This window comes from Micromonospora sp. ABR4_055, assembly GCF_056160425.1.
Genome location: NZ_JBSWXD010000013.1, coordinates 1 through 17458, shown reverse-complemented (window position 1 = coordinate 17458; position 17458 = coordinate 1). Strand labels below are relative to the sequence as shown.

Below are 17458 nucleotides of genomic sequence, written 5' to 3'. Positions count from 1 at the left end.
CATGCCGCCCAACATCGTGCTCGTCCTGGTCGTCGGGGTGCTCTTCGCCGCCGGCGTCACCCTGTTGCTGGAACGCAGTCTCACCCGGGTGGTGCTCGGGGTGATCCTGCTCGGCAACGGGGCCAACCTGCTGATCCTGCTGGGCGGGCGGCCCGGCGGGGCGCCCATCGCCGAGGTGACCGCCGCCGAGGAGATGAGCGACCCGCTGCCACAGGCGCTCATCCTCACCGCGATCGTGATCACGCTCGGGCTCACCGCGTTCCTGCTCGCCATGGCGTACCGCAGCTGGCTGCTCTTCGGCCACGACGAGGTCCAGGACGACCTGGAGGACCGGCTCATCGTTCAGCGCGCCCTCGCCGACCAGGGACCCAACGCCGAGGACGATGCCGAGGACAGCGACGACAACGACACCGACCCGATCGACGCGATCGGTGCCCCCCGTACCGCCCCGGCCCGCGCCGGCGATCTCGATCGGAGCGACCCGTGAGCTTCCTGGTGCCGTTGCCGGTGATCGTGCCGCTGCTCGGCGCGGGTATCACCCTGGTGCTGGCCCGGCATCCGCGCGCCCAGCGGACCACCAGCGTCGCGGCCCTCACCGTCACCTTCGGCGTCGCGCTCGCCCTGTTGATCACCGCCCACATCGAGGGACCCCAGGTGGTACGGGTGGGTGGCTGGCCGGTGCCGCTGGGCATCGTGCTGGTCGCCGACCAACTCGCCACCCTGATGCTGGTGGTCTCCACCGCAGTGACGCTGTGCGTACTGCTGTATTCGATCGGTGAAGGTCGCGCTGACGGCCGGGAGAGCACACCGGTGGCGATCTACCACCCGACGTACCTGATTCTCACCGCCGGAGTGACCAACGCGTTCCTCTCCGGGGACCTGTTCAACCTGTACGTCGGGTTCGAGATCCTGCTCGGCGCCAGCTACGTGCTGCTCACCCTGGGCGGCACCGAGGTACGAATCCGGGCCGGCACGACCTACGTCGTGGTCAGCATCCTCTCCTCGGTCATCTTCCTCACCGCCATCGGGCTGATCTACGCCGCCACCGGCACGGTGAACCTGGCGCAGCTGGCCGACCGGCTCGACGGACTCCCCGACGACCTGCGGCTGATGCTGCAGCTGATGCTGCTTCTCGCGTTCGGCATCAAGGCCGCCGTCTTCCCGCTGTCGGCCTGGCTGCCGGACAGCTACCCGACCGCGCCAGCTCCGGTCACCGCCGTCTTCGCCGGTCTGCTGACCAAGGTCGGCGTCTACGCGATCATCCGTACCGAGACGTTGCTGTTCCCCGGCGGACGCACCCGCGACCTGCTGCTGGTGGTCGCGTTGCTGACCATGGTGGTCGGCATCCTCGGTGCGGTCGCACAGTCGGACATCAAGCGTCTGCTCTCGTTCACCCTGGTCAGTCACATCGGCTACATGCTGTTCGGGATCGCGCTCGGCACCGCTGCCGGACTGGCGGCGGCGATCTTCTACGTGGTGCACCACATCACCGTCCAGACCACGCTGTTCCTGGCGACCGGCCTGGTGGAGCGCCGGGGCGGCAGCACCAACCTGGAGCGTCTCGGCGGGTTGGCCCGAGCCGCGCCGCTGCTCGCCGCGCTGTTCTTTCTGCCCGCGTTGAACCTGGCCGGCATACCACCGTTCTCCGGGTTCCTCGGCAAGCTCGGGTTGCTGCAGGCCGGGGTCGCCGACGGTGGCCCGCTGGTCTGGGTGGTCGCCGCCGGCGCGGTGGTGACCAGCCTGCTCACCCTGTACGCGGTGACCCGGGTGTGGAATCTCGCCTTCTGGCGCAAAACCGCACCGCAGGCCACAGCGGGCGGTCCGGCGACGGCACCGGCACCTGCTGCGGCCCCGCAGCCGGCGACCGTGCCGTCCGCCGCCCGGGCGGTGTCCGGTGTCCGGGTGCCGTCCACCGACTCGGCCTCCACCCCGCTCGCCGCCGACGGCCCGGGGTCGGTGGAACCGATGCCGCCCCTGCTGGTCGGCGCGACCACCGCACTGGTGCTGCTCGGCCTGGCGCTGACCGTGCTGGCCGGACCGTTGTACCAGATCGGCACCGAGGCGGCGGCCAACCTGGTGAGTCGTACGCCGTACGTCGACGCGGTGTTCCCGCAGGGAGGAGCCAGATGAGTCCGGTGTCCAGGGCCGCGCGCTGGCGTGCCCAGATCGTCGCGGTCGCCGCTCTGGTGGTGCTGTGGAACCTGTTCTACGGGCGGTTCTCCGTCGGCAACCTGCTCGGTGGGACGGCCGTCGCGTTGGTGGTGGTCACCGTCTTCCCGCTGCCGCCGGTCGCCTTCGAGGGCCGGATCCGGCCGCTGGCGGTGCTGCGCTTCCTCGTCCGGTTCGTCGTCGACCTGTTCATCGCGAGCGCGCAGGTGGCCTGGACCGCCGTCCGGTTTGGGCACACGCCGCGCAGCGCGGTCCTCGCGGTGCGGCTCCGAGTCCGGACGGACCTGAACCTGACCCTCACCGCCGAGGCGTTGTCGTTGATCCCGGGCAGCCTCATCGTCGAGGCCGACCCGGCCAGCGGCACCCTCTACGTCCACGTGCTCGACGTCGTCGACCACCACGACGTCGAGCAGGCCCGGCGGAAGGTGCTGGCGTTGGAGGAGCGGATCGTCCGGGCCGTCGGCTCGGCGGACGACGTGCGTCACCTCGCCGACCCTCGCCCGGCCGACCATCACGGAGAGAATCGATGACCTTTGTGGCTGTCGTGGTGACCGTCCTGCTGGCCGTGGCGGCCCTGCTGACCGTCGGGCGGATCATCCGTGGTCCGACACTGCTCGACCGGGTAGTGGCCGCCGAGGTTCTGATCGCCATCATCGTCGGCGGGCTTGCCGCCGAGGCCGCGGTCAACCGGCACGCCACCACTTTGCCGGTGCTCGTGGTGCTGTCCCTGCTCGGGTTCGTGGGCTCGGTCAGCATCGTCCGGTTCGTCGCCGCCCGCCCGCCTGCGGTGGCCGCCGCCGAACGGGAGCAACGGTGAACGGGGTGCTGACCGTACTGTCCGGCACGCTGCTGATCGGCGGCGCGTTGCTCAGCCTGGCGGCCAGCATCGGTCTGCTGCGCTTCCCCGACGTTGCCGCCCGGATTCACGCGGCGACCAAGCCGCAGGTTCTCGGCCTGTTGCTGTTCCTCAGTGGGCTGGCGTTGCGGCTGCAGAGCGGCACCGAACTGGCCACTCTGCTGATGGTCGCGGTCTTCCAGATGGCGACCGCGCCGGTCGCGGCCCACATCATCGGCCGGGCCGCCTACCGGGCCGATCTGGTACGGCGGGACCTGCTGGTCACCGACGAGGCGGACGGGATCACGACGGGCGCCACCGGCGGCGACGGAACCGGTGGGCAGCGGCGGGCCACTATATAATCCGGCCATGACCGATGCTCCTGCCCAGGAGGGCAGCAGTAGCCAGCCGGGTAGGACCCGGCTGCCGACATTCCGGCCGCCGGTCGCCGGAGCGCTGAGCCCCCGGTGCTGATCGTCTTCGGTCTCTTCCTGATCACCGTCTTGACGGTCGCGACCGGCTACTTCGTCGCCCAGGAGTTCGGCTACGTCGCCGTCGACCGGGGCCGGCTCCGGGCCCTGGCCGACCGGGGCGACCCGGCTGCCGCCCGGGCGCTGCGGGTGACCAGCCGGCTGTCGTTCATGCTCTCCGGTGCCCAGCTGGGGATCACGGTCACCGCGTTGCTGGTCGGCTACGTCGCCGAGCCGTACCTCGGCGCCGGACTGTCCGAGCTGCTCGGCGGGGTCGGAGTTCCGCCGGCCGCCAGTCTGACCATCTCGGTCGGGTTGGCGCTGATCATCTCGACCGTGGTGCAGATGGTCCTCGGTGAGCTGGCCCCCAAGAACCTCGCCCTCGCACGGGCCGAGACGTTGGCCCGGGCGCTCAGCCGGTCGACCCTGATCTACCTGGCCGTCGCCGGGCCGCTGATCCGGATGTTCGACATCGCGGCGAACCGGTTGCTGCGACGGGTCGGCATCGAGCCGATCGAGGAGCTGCCCAGCGGCGCCACCGCCGAGGACCTCGGCCAGATCATCGCCGAGTCCCGCCAGGAGGGGCATCTCGACTCGGCGATGTCCACGCTGCTCGATCGGGGACTGCACTTCCGGCAGCTGACCGCCGGTGAGGCGATGGTGCCGCGGGTCGACGTGCACACGGTGCGGGTCGACGCGCCACTGACCGGGCTGGTGGAGCTGCTGGACACCGGGCACTCCCGCTTCCCGGTGCACGGCTCGGACGGCGTCGACGATCTGGTCGGCATCGCCAGCATCGCGGACGTGCTCACCGTAGCGCCGTCGCGGCGGGCGATGACGACCGTCGCGGCCGTGATGGTTCCCCCGCTGCTGGTGCCCGAGACCTTGCCGTTGCCGGCGGTGCTGGACCGGCTGCGTAAGGGGCACCGGCAGCTGGCCTGCGTGGTCGACGAGTACGGCGGCTTCGCCGGGGTGATCACCCTGGAGGACATCGCCGAGGAGCTGGTCGGACCGATCCGGGACGAGGACGACCCCCCGGAGCCGGCCCCGGCCCGCCAGCCGGACGGCTCCTGGCTGGTCCCGGCCCGCTGGCGGATCGACGAGGTCGCCGACACCACCGGGGTCGAGCTGCCCACCGCCCCCGAGTACGACACCCTCTCCGGCCTGGTCATGCGGGAGCTGGGCCGGGTGCCCGAGGTCGGCGACCAGATCTCGATCAGCCTGGACGAGACAGCCGCCGGCAACGGCCATCATCGGGCCCGGCGGGCCGTACTGCACGTTATCTCCGTCGACCGGCACGTGCCCGACTCGGTCCGGCTGGAGGTGATCGGGTGAGCGCCGGGTGGGCGTTGCTGACCTCGCTGGTGCTGCTCGCCCTGAACGGATTCTTCGTGGCTGCGGAGTTCGCCCTGGTGGCGAGCAAGCGGTACCGCCTGGAACAGGCTGCGGCGGGCGGCTCGCGGGCGGCCCGGGCGGCGTTGGACGGCTCGCGCGAGCTGTCGCTGATGCTCGCCGGGGCGCAGCTGGGCATCACCGTCTGCACCCTCGGTCTGGGCGCGTTGGCCGAACCGGCGGTGGAGCGGCTGGTGGCGCCCCTGCTGGAGCGGGCCGGTCTGCCGTACGCGGCCAGTCACCTGGTCGCGTTCCTGTTCGCCCTCGCCCTGGTGGTCTTTCTGCATCTGGTGGTCGGCGAGATGGCACCGAAGTCGTGGGCGATCACCCACCCGGAGCGATCGGCGCTGCTGCTGGCGCTGCCGTTCCGGGCATTCGCCCGGGTGTCCCGGCCGGTCCTGTCCGGGCTGAACGCGATCGCCAACGCCGTGCTGCGGGCGTTCCGGGTCGAACCACAGGACCAGCTGGCCCAGGTGCACGGCCCGGACGAGCTGCGCATCCTGCTGGAACAGTCGCGGGAGCACGGCCTGCTGCCGCCGGACCAGCACGAGCTGCTGGCCAAGATGCTCCAGCTGGAGCGCACCACCGTGCGGGACGTGATGCAGCCGGTGGACCAGGTCGTCGCGGTGGCCCGGACGGACACCGCCGTGCGGGTGGAGGAGCTGTCCCGGGGTAGCGGTCGGTCCCGTCTGGTGGTCTACGGCGAGGCCGGCGATCTGATCGGCATCGTGCACGTACGCGACGCGGTGCGGGCGAACACCTGTGACGGAGCCCCGACCGCCGAGTCGCTGATGAGCCGGCCGTTCCTGCTGCCGGCGACGGCGACCGTCACCGAGGCGGTGGCGGCGATGCGCGCCGACCAGGTCCAGTTGGCGCTGGTCACCAACGGTGCCGGAGCCGACCGGCCGATCGGTTTCGTGGCGTTGGAGGACCTGCTGGAAGAGGTCATCGGCGAGTTCGACGACGAGACCGACGCCGTCCCGAGGGGACGGCGGATGCGCTGAGCTGCGCGTCGACGGTGTGGTCTCGCCGGGCCGGCGGTCATGCTGCTCCGGCGGGTCACGCTGCTCCGGCGCTGGCGGTCGCCAGCTTGACCCCGAAACCGAGGAACAGGGCACCCACCCCGCTGGTGACCGTCACGGCGAGCCGGCGCCGTTGCCGGAACTGCATCGCCAGATAAGTCCCGGTGAAGATCAGCACGGTCAGGTAGATGACGCTGAACAGTTGGGCGATCGTGCCGAGCAGCAGGAACGACAGCGCCGGGTACGGGTACGCCGGGTCGACGAACTGGATGAAGAACGACACGAAGAACAGGATCGCTTTCGGGTTCAGCAGGCTGATCACCGTCGCCCGCCGGAACGGGCGACGCGCCGCCGCCGGCTCGGCTGCGTCCACCAACCGGGGCGCGCCCGGGTCGTCCCGCCGCCGCCAGCGCCGCCAGGCACCACGGAGCATGGTGACGCCGACATAGCCGAGGTACGCCGCCCCGGCGTACTTGATCACGGTGAACACCGCCGGATGGGTGTTGAGCAGGGAGGCGACCCCGGCTGCGGAGAGCACCATCAGCACCGTGTCGCCGAGGAAGACGCCGCCGGCCGCCCGGTAGCCGTGCCGCACGCCGCGTCGGGCGGCGGTGGACAGGACGAACAACGAGTTCGGCCCGGGCAGCAGAATGATCGCCACGGTGCCCAGGACGTACGTCCAGATGTCGGTGATGCCCAGCATGGGGGTCATCCTCACCTGTCCGCCGGTCCGCTGGCGAGAGAAATTTCGCTGGTGGTGAAGTAGGTCGGCACCGCCCGGGTGACTCCGGTAGCGGATTGCGGCGGGTCGGCGACGGTGCGCAGCGGCAGCACCCCGGCCCAGTACGGCAGTGCGAGGTCGGCCTGATCGTCGACGGGGTCACCGGTGCGGCCCTTGACCGACACCTCGTCGAGAGCGACGGCGAGCACCGCTGTCTGCGCGAGTTCCCGGTTCGTCGGTGGCCGGCTGTCCGAGACCCGGCCCGGAGCCGCCTTGTCGATCAGGGCGTCGAGTGCCCGCCGCTTGTCGGCCGGATCGCTGACCAGCCGGGCGGTGCCGTGTACGACGACTGACCGGTAGTTCGCGCTGTGGTGCGCCTGGGCGCGGGCATAGACCAGGCCGTCGAGCAGGGTGACGGCCACACAGACGGCGAGCCCTTGTGGGTCCCGGGCGGCCAACAGGGGCGTGCTCGCGGTGGAGCCGTGCAGGTACAGGGTCTCGTCGACGCGTACGTGCAGAGTGGGCAGTGCCCGGGGCGCGCCGTCGGCGACGAACGCCAGGCAGCAGTGGTACGCCTCGTCGAGGATGCGGTGTGCCTCGGTGCGCTGGTAGGTGACCCGGTTGAGGTGTCGCGTGGCGGTGGTCCGGGCGGTGGCGGGATACATTCGGGCTCCCAAGTTTGTTCTAGTACAATATGCTATTTGTGTCAGAACAATATCAGCCGACCGGTGCGACCGCGACCGAGATCTCGGCCAGCGTCGAGGCCGGTGTCCGTACGGGTGCGTTGGCACCTGGTGCCCTGCTGCCGGCGGTGCGTACGCTCGCCGACGCACTCGAGGTCAGCCCGGCCACCGTCGCCAAGGCGTACCAGGCGCTGCGCCAACGTGGGATCGTCGACACCGACGGCCGGCGCGGCACCCGGGTCCGCGCCCGCCCGCCGGTCGCCGTGACCCGGCCCGGCCCGTCCGCGCCGGCCCCGCCGGGCACCCTGGACCTGTCCACCGGTGAGCCGGATCCACGGCTGTTGCCGCCGCTGGCGACACATCTCGCTGCGGTCGCCCGGGAGTTGGCCGACACCGCGTCCGGGCAGGGTTACGCCGACGCCGGCCTGCTGCCCGACCTTGCCGCGCTAGCCATGGTCCGGTTGGCTGACGACGGCCTGCCGGCCGGCGGTCTCACTGTCACCAGTGGCGCGCTGGACGGGATCGAACGCCTGCTCACCGGCACTCTGCGCCCTGGCGACCGGGTCGCGGTGGAGGATCCCGGCTGGGCCAACCTGCTGGACCTGATCGCGGCACTGGGCCTCACTCCGGTCCCGATGCCGGTGGACGACCGCGGCCCGACCGAACCCGGCCTGCGGGCGGTGCTGTCCGCCGGCGTCTCCGCCATCGTGGTCACCACCCGGGCGCAGAACCCGACCGGCGCCGCCCTGGACGCGGACCGGGCCGACCGGCTGCGACGGCTGCTGCGCGAGGCCGACGATGTGCTGCTCATCGAGGATGACCACGCCGCTGAGCTCTCCGATGGTCCGCCGCACGTGTTGGCCGGCGTGACACCCCGGTGGGCGTTCGTCCGCTCCGTAAGCAAGCCGTACGGCCCGGACCTGCGGATCGCCCTGTTGACCGGCGACGAGACCACTCTCAGCCGGGTGGCCGGTCGGATGCGTATCGGTTCCGGCTGGGTCTCCACGGTCCTGCAGCGGCTGCTCGGACAGTTGTGGCGCGATCCCTCGGTCGCCGCCACCGTGGCCGGGGCCGGCCGGGTCTACCAGCGCCGCCGGGAGTCGTTGCGGGCCGCGCTCGCCAACCACGGCGTCGCCAGCCACGGCGGCAGCGGGATCAACGTCTGGGTGCCGGTGACGGACGAGACCCACGTGGTGGCCGCGCTGCAGGCGGCCGGATTCACCGTCTCCACCGGAGCCCGCTACCGGCTACGCAGCGCGCCGGGTATCAGGATCACCGTCAGCGGGCTCGACGAGCACCGGGCCGGCGAGCTCGCCGCGGCGGTGCGCGACGCGCTGCGCCCAGCAGGACTCACCGGGGTCGGCAGGTGAGGTACGCGGGCCGCACTCGGACCGGTCAACCCAGGCGCTCCGGTCAATCCGCAACCGGGTAGGAAGGACTTGTGACCGTGCACGAAACCACCGCCGGAGCCGATGGGTACGTCCCCACCGGTGCCCGTAGCCTCGCCGACCTGCGCGCTGCCGCCCCCAGTTGCCAGGGCTGCGAACTGCACCAGCCCGCCAGCCAGGTGGTCTTCGGCCGGGGCAACCCCGATGCCCGGGTGGTGATGGTCGGCGAGCAGCCCGGGGACGTCGAGGACCGCCAGGGGCTGCCGTTCGTCGGCCCGGCCGGCCGGCTGCTGCGCCGGGCGGTGGACGACGCCGGGATCCCGGTCGACCAGATCTATCTGACCAACGCGGTGAAGCACTTCCGCTTCGTGTCGCGCGGCGGTCGACGGATCCACCAGACCCCGGACCGGGCGCACATCGTGGCCTGCCGGCCATGGTTGGTTGCCGAGTTCGCGATGCTGCGCCCGGACGTCGTCGTGGTGCTCGGCGCGACCGCGGCCCGGGCACTGCTCGGCCCGGCGTTCCGGGTGACCCGCTCGCGTGGCGTACCGTTGCCGTGGCCTGCCTCGGCCGAACGGGCCGAGGAGTTTCCGGTGGGTCCGGCGCAACTGGTGGCCACCATCCATCCCTCTGCGGTGCTGCGTGCCGACGCCCAGCAGATCGCCTTCCGAGGGCTGGTCACCGACCTCGGCGTCGCCCGCAGACTGCTCGCCGATCGGGGCAGCCCGACCCAGGCGGTACGCCGATGACCGCGCTCACTGCACCGTCGTCGGTGACCGACCCGCCGCCATCCGGTGACGTCACCCGCATCCAACGCCGTACGCTGCGGCTGCTCGCCGGTACCCAGATGATCGGCGGCGTAGGCGTCACCATCGGGATCTCGGTCGGTGGCCTGCTCGCCGCCGAGCTCGGCGGGGTGGCCGTCTCCGGCCTGGCGCAGAGCGCCGCAGTGGTCGGCGGGGCGCTGCTCGCCGTACCCGTGGTCCGGATCATGAACGGGCACGGCCGCCGACCCGGTCTGGTCTTCGCCTACCTGACGGGTGCGACCGGGGCGGTGCTGGTGGTGGCCGCCGCCGCGGGGCGCTGGGTGCCGCTGCTGTTCGTCGGCATGGTCCTGTTCGGCGGGGCGACGACTGCCGGGCTGCAGGCCCGGTACGCGGCGGTCGACCTCACCGAGCCGCGTCGTCGGGGCCGGCAGCTGTCGCTGGTGGTCTGGGCGACCACGGTCGGCGCGGTGACCGCCCCCAACCTGGCCGGGCTGGCCGACCGGTCGGTCAGCGGGGTCGGGCTGCCGCCGCTGGCCGGCCCGTTCGCCGTCAGTACGCTGGCGTTCCTGCTGGCCGCGCTGCTGGTGCTGGTGTTGTTGCGACCGGATCCGCTGCTGACCGCCCGGCGGATCGCCGGCCCCGCTGCGGCGACCGCCCCGGTGCAGTCCGGCCGGGCTTCGCAGGCCAGGTCCGGCCGAGGCCTGCGGGCCGCGTTCGTGGTGGTAGCCGCCCGGCCCGCCGCGCGGCTCGGGGTCTGCGCCGTCGCAGTCGGCCACCTGGTGATGGTCGGGGTGATGGCGATGACGCCGGTCCACATCGGGATGGGGCACACCGGCGGTGATCTGTTGCGCACCGTCGGGCTGGTGCTGAGCCTGCACATCGCCGGGATGTACGCGCTGTCGCCGGTGGTAGGTTGGCTCACCGACCGGGCCGGTCGCCGGCCGGTGATCGTCGGTGGGGTCGGGCTGCTGCTGGCCGCGTGTGCCGTGGCGGGCACCGCCGGCCACGACCCGGTACGCCTGGTGATCGGGCTGGTGCTGCTCGGGCTCGGCTGGTCGGGCACCATGGTCGCGGGCTCGACCCTGCTGTCGGAGTCGGTGCCGGTCGACGTCCGTCCGTCGGTGCAAGGCCTGTCGGACCTGGTGATGGGTCTGGCCGGCGCGTTCGCCGGCGGGGTCAGCGGAATCATCGTCGGGCTGTCCGGTTACGGCGTCCTGACGTTGCTGTCGGCGCTGGCCACGGTGCCGCTGCTGGGGTTGGTGCTGCGCCCGGTGCCGGCTCCGTCGAAGCAGTAAGGAGGCAGGGATGCGGTTGACGGACTTCTGGGGCCGGTTGGACGAGGCGTTCGGGCCGGCGTACGCCCGCAGTATCGCCACCGATCAGGTACTGGCCCAGTTGGGTGGGCGCACCATCGCCCAGGCACTGGCGGCGGGTGAGGAGACGGCGGTGGTCTGGCGGGCGGTCTGCGCCGCGTATCCCGACCGGGTCCCTGGCCGGTTGCGCTGATCGCGAGCCGGTCGAGCTGGGATTCACGACCTGTTGATTACGGTACGCCTCAGTCAATGCGCATAGTGTCACTGTCCCGGTTGTCGGGTGTTGGTTGGGCTCTGATGTCACCGGTGCATCAGAGCACCGGTGACATCAGAACTGGAAGTGTCTCGGGGCAACCGGAGTCGGCCTGTGTGTCGCGCGTCGCTTGTCGGGTCGGTCGTACTCCTGTCGGCTGGTCGTGCCTCCGCTTGACGGGGTACCTCTGCTTGGCGGGCGTGCGTTCGCGTAGCTGAATTCACTCTTTGCGGTCCAATGGATGCTTTGGGTGGTGAAACTCGTGGGCGTGTCTGGTTTTCCACTCGTACATCTGTTCGGCTATTGTCCACAGCTAGGTGCTCATCCACAGGTTGCGGCCCGTCGGCTGTTTTCTGTCGGACCCAGCGCCTAGCGTGACCCGGGTGACGAGAAGCTCGGCCAGGACGCCTGGGAAGTCGGCGAACGTAGGGGTGGCAGCAATGGCGGCAGTGCCAGACAAGGAAAAGGCGCTCGATCTGGCGCTGGCTCAGATCGACAAACAGTTCGGCAAGGGCTCGGTGATGCGGCTGGGCGAGCGGCCGGTGATCCAGACCGCAGTGATCCCCACCGGCTCCATCGCGCTCGACGTTGCACTCGGCGTCGGCGGCCTGCCCCGGGGTCGGGTGGTCGAGGTCTACGGCCCGGAGAGCAGCGGTAAGACCACGGTCGCCCTGCACGCGGTGGCCAACGCCCAGCGTTCCGGCGGCATCGCGGCGTTCATCGACGCCGAGCACGCGCTCGACCCTGACTACGCCAGGGCGCTCGGCGTGGACACCGACGCCATGCTGGTCTCCCAGCCGGACACCGGTGAGCAGGCGCTGGAGATCGCCGACATGCTGATCCGCTCCGGCGCGCTGGACATTATCGTGATCGACTCGGTCGCGGCCCTGGTGCCCCGTGCCGAGATCGAGGGCGAGATGGGGGACAGCCACGTCGGTCTGCAGGCCCGGCTGATGAGCCAGGCGCTGCGCAAGATCACCGGTGTGCTGAACAGCACCGGCACCACCGCGATCTTCATCAACCAGCTGCGGGAGAAGATCGGCGTGATGTTCGGCTCGCCGGAGACCACCACCGGTGGCCGGGCGCTGAAGTTCTACGCCTCGGTGCGGCTCGACGTGCGACGGATCGAGAGCCTCAAGGACGGCACCGACGTGGTCGGCAACCGGACCCGGGTCAAGGTCGTCAAGAACAAGGTCTCCGCGCCGTTCAAGCAGGCCGAGTTCGACATCATGTACGGCAAGGGCATCTCCCGGGAGGGCTCGCTGATCGACGTCGGCGTCGAGCAGTCGATCATCCGCAAGTCCGGTGCCTGGTACACCTACGAGGGCGACCAACTCGGTCAGGGCAAGGAGAAGGCCCGGGAGTTCCTCCGGGAGAATCCGGACGTGGCGGCTGAGATCGAGAAGAAGATCCTGGAGAAGCTCGGCGTCGGCGCGCTCGGTGCCGACGAGGCCGGCGGGCCCGAGCTGCCGCCGGTCGACTTCTGATCCGGATGGCCGGGCGACGACGCGGCGCACGGACGGGCCGGGGCTGGGATGCGGCTCCGCCCCGTCCACGCGCCTCCCGTGCCGGCCGCAGCCGGCCGGCCGACCCCACCGCCGGGTTCGCAGACCCCACCGCTGAGCGCGACGGCCGCACCACCGGGTCCGCCGCGGTCGGCGGTGGGCAGCCGGTGGACGAGGCGCAGCAGGCCCGCGACATCTGTCTGCGACAGCTCGCCGTCCGCCCTCGGACTCGGGCGGAGCTCGCCGCAGTGCTGCGGCGACGCGGCATCTCCGAGGCCACGGCCAGTTCGGTCCTCGACCGGTACGACGAGGTCGGGATGATCGATGACGCGGCGTTCGCCCAAGCCTGGGTGACCAGCCGGCACCACGGTCGAGGGCTGGCCCGGCGCAACCTCGCCGCCGAGTTGCGTCAGCGTGGCGTGGATCCACAGACTGCCCGGGACGCGCTGGACGGGCTGGACGAGTCGACCGAGCGGGCCACCGCGACGGAGCTCGTCGAGCGCAAGCTGCGTACCGCCCGGGGTGCTCCGGACGTGGTGTTCCGACGGTTGGTCGCGATGCTTGCCCGCAAGGGTTACTCGGCGGGGGTAGCTGTGCCGGTGGTCCGGGAGGCACTGGCCGTCCGGTCCGCCGAGGCCGCCCAGTTCACCGACACGGTGGATGCCGAGGCACTGATCGGCGAGGTTCCCGACCCGGATGCTGAGTAGCCCTGGTCCACCTGACGGGACACCATCCCCTGCGGGATGCGCCAAATTTCCGACTCATCCCGGCGCGTCCTGAGCGCGATATGCTGCCTGTGAGTGGGCCGATGCCCTACGTTCCGTTGTCGGTCTGATCATGACTTCTTGACCGAACGGCCCCTCGCGACCTAGCCTCGCGTTACAGACGAACAACCGACCCGTCGCAGGCTAACCGCACAACATAGATCGCATAACAGTACGGCATCACTTCGCAGCAGCAGTTCAGTAGCCAGACATGCCGCAACCGGACAGGCCGGTCCGGCGGCGACAGCACGCACAACGGCCGCTTTCGCCGTGATCGTGCCCGCACCCACGTCGGTGCTGTCTGGTCGTTGGTCAGCCGCCACGGTCGGGTGTTCCCATAGCCGTGGCCGGCGCCGGAGCGAGAAGCCTCCGGGAAGGCCGACGGCGGACTGGAGGCGGTCGTGGCGCAGCGCAGGAAGCCGGCGGGACACGCGAGTGTCGGTAGGCTCGGAGGGTCGGCATGACCGGGCTGGAGTGGATGCTCTTCGCCGCGGTCGTCGTGCTCGCCGGCCTGGTGCTCGCCGGCCTCGCGCTCGGTGCCCGCACGCTGCGCCGGCTCACCACACCGGCGGCCGCGACGCCGGTTGAGGAGGACCCGGCTTTCGTCGCCGCCCGCGACCGGCAGGAACGCTCCCTCGCCGCGCTGCGTACCGCGGCCGACGAGGCGTCCTCCGCCGTCGAGCAGGCCAAGGCCGCCGCCGCTGCGGCCCGTACCGACGCCGCCGCCGCCAAGGCCGAAGCGACCGCCGCCCGGGCCGAGGCCCGTCGAGTGCTCGACGCCGCCCGGGCCGAGGCGGACACCATCCTGGAGCGGGCCCACCGGCAGGCCGAGACCGAAGCCGAGCAGGTCCGGGCAGCGGCCCGGCGCAGCGGCGAGCGGGAGATCGCGATGCTCTCCCGGGCCGTCAAGGAGCAGTCCGCCGAGCTGGACCGGCGCGGCCAGCGGATGGACGAGCGGGAACGTCAGCACGCCGAGGAAGCCGACCGGGTCGCCGAGCGGGACCGCCGGTTGACTGCCACCGCCGCCGAACTCGCCGAGCGCAAGGCAGCCCTGGCCGCCCGGGAGGCGGACCTGACGGCCGCCGAGGAGCGATGGCAGCGCGAGCTGGAGCGGGTCGCCGGGCTGACCGCCGAGGCGGCCCGGGGCGAGCTCGTTGAAGCGATCGAGGGCCAGGCCAAACGGGAGGCGGCAATCCTGGTCCGCGACATCGAGGCCGACGCCCGCAACACCGCTGACCAGCGGGCCCGGCACATCGTGGTGGACGCCATCCAGCGGGTCGCCAGCGAACAGACCGCGGAGAGCGTGGTCAGCGTCCTGCATCTGCCCGGCGACGAGATGAAGGGCCGGATCATCGGGCGCGAAGGCCGCAACATCCGGGCGTTCGAGTCCGTCACCGGGGTCAATTTGATCATCGACGACACACCCGAGGCGGTCCTGCTGTCCTGCTTCGACCCGGTACGCCGGGAGACCGGCCGGCTCACCCTGGAGAAACTGGTGCTCGACGGCCGGATTCATCCGCACCGGATCGAGGAGGTCTTCGAGACCGCCCGGCAGGAGGTGGAGCAGCTGTGCCACCGGGCTGCCGAGGAGGCGCTCGTCGACGTCGGCATCACCGAGATCCACCCTGAGCTGGCCACCCTGCTGGGCCGGCTGCGCTACCGGACCTCGTACGGCCAGAACGTGCTCAAGCATCTGGTGGAGACCGCGCACATCGCCGGGGTGATGGCCGCCGAGCTGCGTCTGGACGTCCCGCTGATCAAGCGGTGCGCGTTCCTGCACGACATCGGCAAGGCGCTCACCCACGAGGTCGAGGGCAGTCATGCGCTGATCGGCGCCGACCTGGCCCGCAAGTACGGCGAATCCGAAGAGGTGGTGCACGCTATCGAGGCACACCACAACGAGGTGCCGCCGCAGACCGTCGAGGCGGTGCTCACCCAGGCCTCCGACGCGTGCTCCGGTGGTCGTCCCGGCGCGCGGCGGGAAAGCCTGGAGGCGTACGTCAAGCGGCTGGAGCGAATCGAGGAGATCGCCGCCGGCAAGATCGGCGTGGAGAAGGTCTTCGCCATGCAGGCCGGCCGGGAGATCCGGGTGATGGTCAAGCCGGACGACGTGGACGACATCGGTGCCGCGGTGCTGGCCCGCGACGTGGCCAAGCAGATCGAGGAGGAGCTGACCTACCCGGGGCAGATCCGGGTGACCGTGGTCCGCGAGTCCCGGGTCACCGAGATCGCCCGTTGACCGGCCGGACGGCCGGTCAACGGGCGGGCCGTCCGGTTAGCTGCTGCCTGACGTAGCCGTGCCGCCGGTGGTGGCGCTGCCGCCGGTGCCGGCCGCAGTCTGTTGGCCGGCCACCGTCGACGCCGGTGCCGCCGGCGGCTGGGGTGTGGCGCTGGTCCGCCGGCCCTGAGCCAGCCGCCGCTGCACCGACTCGGCGAGCTTGGACAGCGCGTAGTTGACCGCGATGAACAGCACCCCGATCACCAGATACACCTGGATCGGGTTACGCAGGTTCTGGATGATCGTCCGGCCGACCAGCAGCGTCTCCTGGTAGCCGATGATGAAGCCCAACGAGGTGTCCTTGAGCACCACGATCAGCTGGCTGATCAGAGCCGGCAGCATGATCCGGAACGCCTGTGGCAGCAGGATCATCCGGGTGGTCTGGAACGACGTCAGCCCGATCGCGGCGGCCGACTCGCGCTGCCCCGACGGCAGACCCTCCATCCCGGAGCGCAGGATCTCGGCGATCACCACGCCGTTGTAGATGGTCAGACCCAGCACCAGGTACGGCAGCATCTCGTGGCCGAACGGGAGGACGATCTCCAGGCCGAGGTCCGGCAGGCCCCGGGCGACGAAGAAGATCGTGATCACCACCGGCAGGCCGCGGAACACCTCGACGCAGAACCGGGTCACCAGGTTCAGCAGCCAGCTCAGCGCCCGCAACGCCAGCGCGAACGAGGTGGCGAGCCCGGTGAACCGGCGGCGCAGCAGCGCCTTCAGCTGGATCCGCAGCACCGCCAGCGCGGTGCCGAACAGCAACGACAGCGCGATCGCCAGGCCGGCGGCGGTCAGCGTGGCGGTGACCCCCTCGCCGAGCAGTGTCCAGACCTGACCGAACACCTCGTTGCCGGGGTCGATCAGTGGACCCCACTTCTCCATGGTGAACTGTTCGCGTTCGGCCAGCGGCCGGTAGACCAGGAAGTACCCGGCGGTGACGGCGGCGAGGGCCGACAGCACGCTGACGATCAGCGTGACCCGTCGGGCCCGTGGTCCGGGGGCGTCGTACAACACGCTCTGCTGCTGGCTCATGGCGTGGTTCCTCCGGTGACGGCTGCGGCGCTCGCGGGGGACGGGGCGGTCATCTGGCCACCGCCCGGTGGGCCTCGACCCGGTCGAGCAGCAGCCCGAGCGGCACGGTCATGATCAGGAAGCCGATCGAGATGCCGACGAAGACCGGGATGATCGGCTCGCCGAGGGCGCTGGTCAGGTTCTGCGCCGAGTTGGACAGGTCACCGACCACCCCGAAGAAGCCGGCCAGCGCCGAATTCTTGATCATGGCGATGATGACGCTGCCCAGCGGGACGATCGCGGCCTTCCACGCCTGGGGGAGTACCACGTACCGCAGGTTCTGGGTGAAGGTCAGGCCGATCGCGCGGGCGGCCTCCGCCTGACCGGGCGGCACCGCGTTGATCCCGCTGCGGATCGCCTCGCAGACGAACGCACCGGTGTAGACGCTCAGCGCGATGATCGCGAACCGGAAGTACGGCAGGTCGATGCCGAGCCGGCTGAACACGATGCTCAGCCCGGGGATCCGCAGGAAGTCGGCGTTCGACCCGAGTGCGGGCAACCCGAAGGCCGAGAAGAACATCACGACGGTCAGCGGCACGTTGCGCAGCACCGTCACGTACGCCCCGCCGAGCCAGCGTAGCGGCGGCACCGGTGAGATCCGCAGGATCGCGACGAGCGTGCCGATCAGCAGCGCGCCGGTCGCGGACAGCAGACACAGCTGCAGGGTGAGCCAGAAACCTCCGACGAAGACGTCGAAGTGGTCGACGAGCACTCTCACACGAAAGACCCTTCTGCGAACCGTCCACCTGGGCGAGAGGGGGGGGGGGGGGGGGGGGGGGGGGGGGGGGGGGGGGGGGGGGGGGGGGGGGGTGGGCGGGGGGGGGGGGGCG

General features: G+C 71.1%; 18 protein-coding genes. 14 read left to right on the top strand and 4 right to left on the bottom strand.

The genetic code is table 11. The features are described 5' to 3' along the window. Position 1 precedes the first annotated feature (1 nt). The 7 genes from ACXAHD_RS05880 to ACXAHD_RS05850 all read left to right on the top strand — a co-directional run bounded on the left by ACXAHD_RS05880 (position 2) and on the right by ACXAHD_RS05850 (position 5870). The gene (locus ACXAHD_RS05880; RefSeq protein WP_281554009.1) at positions 2 to 487 is read left to right on the top strand and encodes a Na(+)/H(+) antiporter subunit C; all 486 of its coding nucleotides are present in this window, start codon (positions 2 to 4) and stop codon (positions 485 to 487) included. Next, complete coding sequence (locus ACXAHD_RS05875; RefSeq protein ID WP_289212508.1) at positions 484 to 2130, top strand: Na+/H+ antiporter subunit D; 1647 nt, start codon at positions 484 to 486, stop codon at positions 2128 to 2130. The genes ACXAHD_RS05880 and ACXAHD_RS05875 overlap by 4 nt, the downstream gene beginning before the upstream one ends. Then, positions 2127 to 2699: a Na+/H+ antiporter subunit E gene (locus tag ACXAHD_RS05870; RefSeq protein WP_281554011.1), complete on the top strand. Its 573-nt coding sequence runs from the start codon at positions 2127 to 2129 to the stop codon at positions 2697 to 2699. The genes ACXAHD_RS05875 and ACXAHD_RS05870 overlap by 4 nt, the downstream gene beginning before the upstream one ends. Next, entirely contained in the window at positions 2696 to 2986 is a 291-nt protein-coding gene (locus ACXAHD_RS05865; protein ID WP_123600656.1) for an MrpF/PhaF family protein, read from the top strand. The genes ACXAHD_RS05870 and ACXAHD_RS05865 overlap by 4 nt, the downstream gene beginning before the upstream one ends. After that, entirely contained in the window at positions 2983 to 3366 is a 384-nt protein-coding gene (gene mnhG / locus ACXAHD_RS05860; protein WP_281554012.1) for a monovalent cation/H(+) antiporter subunit G, read from the top strand. The genes ACXAHD_RS05865 and mnhG overlap by 4 nt, the downstream gene beginning before the upstream one ends. A gap of 105 nt (positions 3367 to 3471) precedes the next feature. Beyond that, a complete protein-coding gene (locus ACXAHD_RS05855) occupies positions 3472 to 4809 on the top strand; it encodes a hemolysin family protein (RefSeq protein WP_281554013.1) in 1338 nt (445 codons plus the stop codon). Continuing rightward, positions 4806 to 5870, top strand: a complete 1065-nt coding sequence (locus ACXAHD_RS05850; protein ID WP_281554014.1) for a hemolysin family protein — start codon at positions 4806 to 4808, stop codon at positions 5868 to 5870. The genes ACXAHD_RS05855 and ACXAHD_RS05850 overlap by 4 nt, the downstream gene beginning before the upstream one ends. Before the next feature lie 55 nt (positions 5871 to 5925). On the opposite strand, the gene leuE is transcribed toward ACXAHD_RS05850, so the two are convergent. Together leuE and ACXAHD_RS05840 are read right to left on the bottom strand one after the other, a co-directional pair. Continuing rightward, entirely contained in the window at positions 5926 to 6600 is a 675-nt protein-coding gene (gene leuE / locus ACXAHD_RS05845) for a leucine efflux protein LeuE (protein WP_281554015.1), read from the bottom strand. A 2-nt stretch (positions 6601 to 6602) separates the two neighbouring features. Further along, positions 6603 to 7274 (bottom strand): pyridoxamine 5'-phosphate oxidase family protein, encoded by a 672-nt coding sequence (locus tag ACXAHD_RS05840; RefSeq protein WP_348650093.1) that lies wholly within the window; start codon positions 7272 to 7274, stop codon positions 6603 to 6605. 38 nt (positions 7275 to 7312) lie between these two features. On the opposite strand from ACXAHD_RS05840, the gene ACXAHD_RS05835 reads away from it, so the two are divergent. The 7 genes from ACXAHD_RS05835 (at position 7313) to rny (ending at position 15521) form a co-directional block, all read left to right on the top strand. After that, the gene (locus ACXAHD_RS05835) at positions 7313 to 8662 is read left to right on the top strand and encodes an aminotransferase class I/II-fold pyridoxal phosphate-dependent enzyme (protein ID WP_281554016.1); all 1350 of its coding nucleotides are present in this window, start codon (positions 7313 to 7315) and stop codon (positions 8660 to 8662) included. Positions 8663 to 8733: 71 nt separating this feature from the next. After that, the gene (locus ACXAHD_RS05830; protein WP_281554017.1) at positions 8734 to 9429 is read left to right on the top strand and encodes a UdgX family uracil-DNA binding protein; all 696 of its coding nucleotides are present in this window, start codon (positions 8734 to 8736) and stop codon (positions 9427 to 9429) included. Then, entirely contained in the window at positions 9426 to 10742 is a 1317-nt protein-coding gene (locus ACXAHD_RS05825) for an MFS transporter (protein ID WP_475049033.1), read from the top strand. Before ACXAHD_RS05830 ends, ACXAHD_RS05825 begins: the two co-directional genes overlap by 4 nt. 10 nt (positions 10743 to 10752) lie before the next feature. Further along, positions 10753 to 10953 carry a DUF3046 domain-containing protein gene (locus tag ACXAHD_RS05820; RefSeq protein WP_281554019.1) on the top strand — a complete coding sequence of 67 codons (201 nt, stop codon included), beginning with the start codon at positions 10753 to 10755 and terminating at the stop codon, positions 10951 to 10953. Between the two features lie 500 nt (positions 10954 to 11453). Continuing rightward, complete coding sequence (recA, locus tag ACXAHD_RS05815; protein ID WP_278168039.1) at positions 11454 to 12500, top strand: recombinase RecA; 1047 nt, start codon at positions 11454 to 11456, stop codon at positions 12498 to 12500. A 5-nt stretch (positions 12501 to 12505) separates the two neighbouring features. Further along, on the top strand, positions 12506 to 13225 hold the full coding sequence (locus ACXAHD_RS05810; protein WP_281554020.1) for a regulatory protein RecX: 720 nt from the start codon (positions 12506 to 12508) through the stop codon (positions 13223 to 13225). Positions 13226 to 13742: 517 nt separating this feature from the next. Next, the gene (rny, locus tag ACXAHD_RS05805; RefSeq protein ID WP_281554021.1) at positions 13743 to 15521 is read left to right on the top strand and encodes a ribonuclease Y; all 1779 of its coding nucleotides are present in this window, start codon (positions 13743 to 13745) and stop codon (positions 15519 to 15521) included. A 36-nt stretch (positions 15522 to 15557) separates the two neighbouring features. Here rny and ACXAHD_RS05800 read toward each other — a convergent pair whose 3' ends face one another. Continuing rightward, entirely contained in the window at positions 15558 to 16589 is a 1032-nt protein-coding gene (locus ACXAHD_RS05800) for an amino acid ABC transporter permease (RefSeq protein ID WP_281554022.1), read from the bottom strand. Between the two features lie 49 nt (positions 16590 to 16638). Continuing rightward, a complete protein-coding gene (locus ACXAHD_RS05795) occupies positions 16639 to 17346 on the bottom strand; it encodes an amino acid ABC transporter permease (protein ID WP_281554023.1) in 708 nt (235 codons plus the stop codon). Positions 17347 to 17458 lie beyond the last annotated feature (112 nt).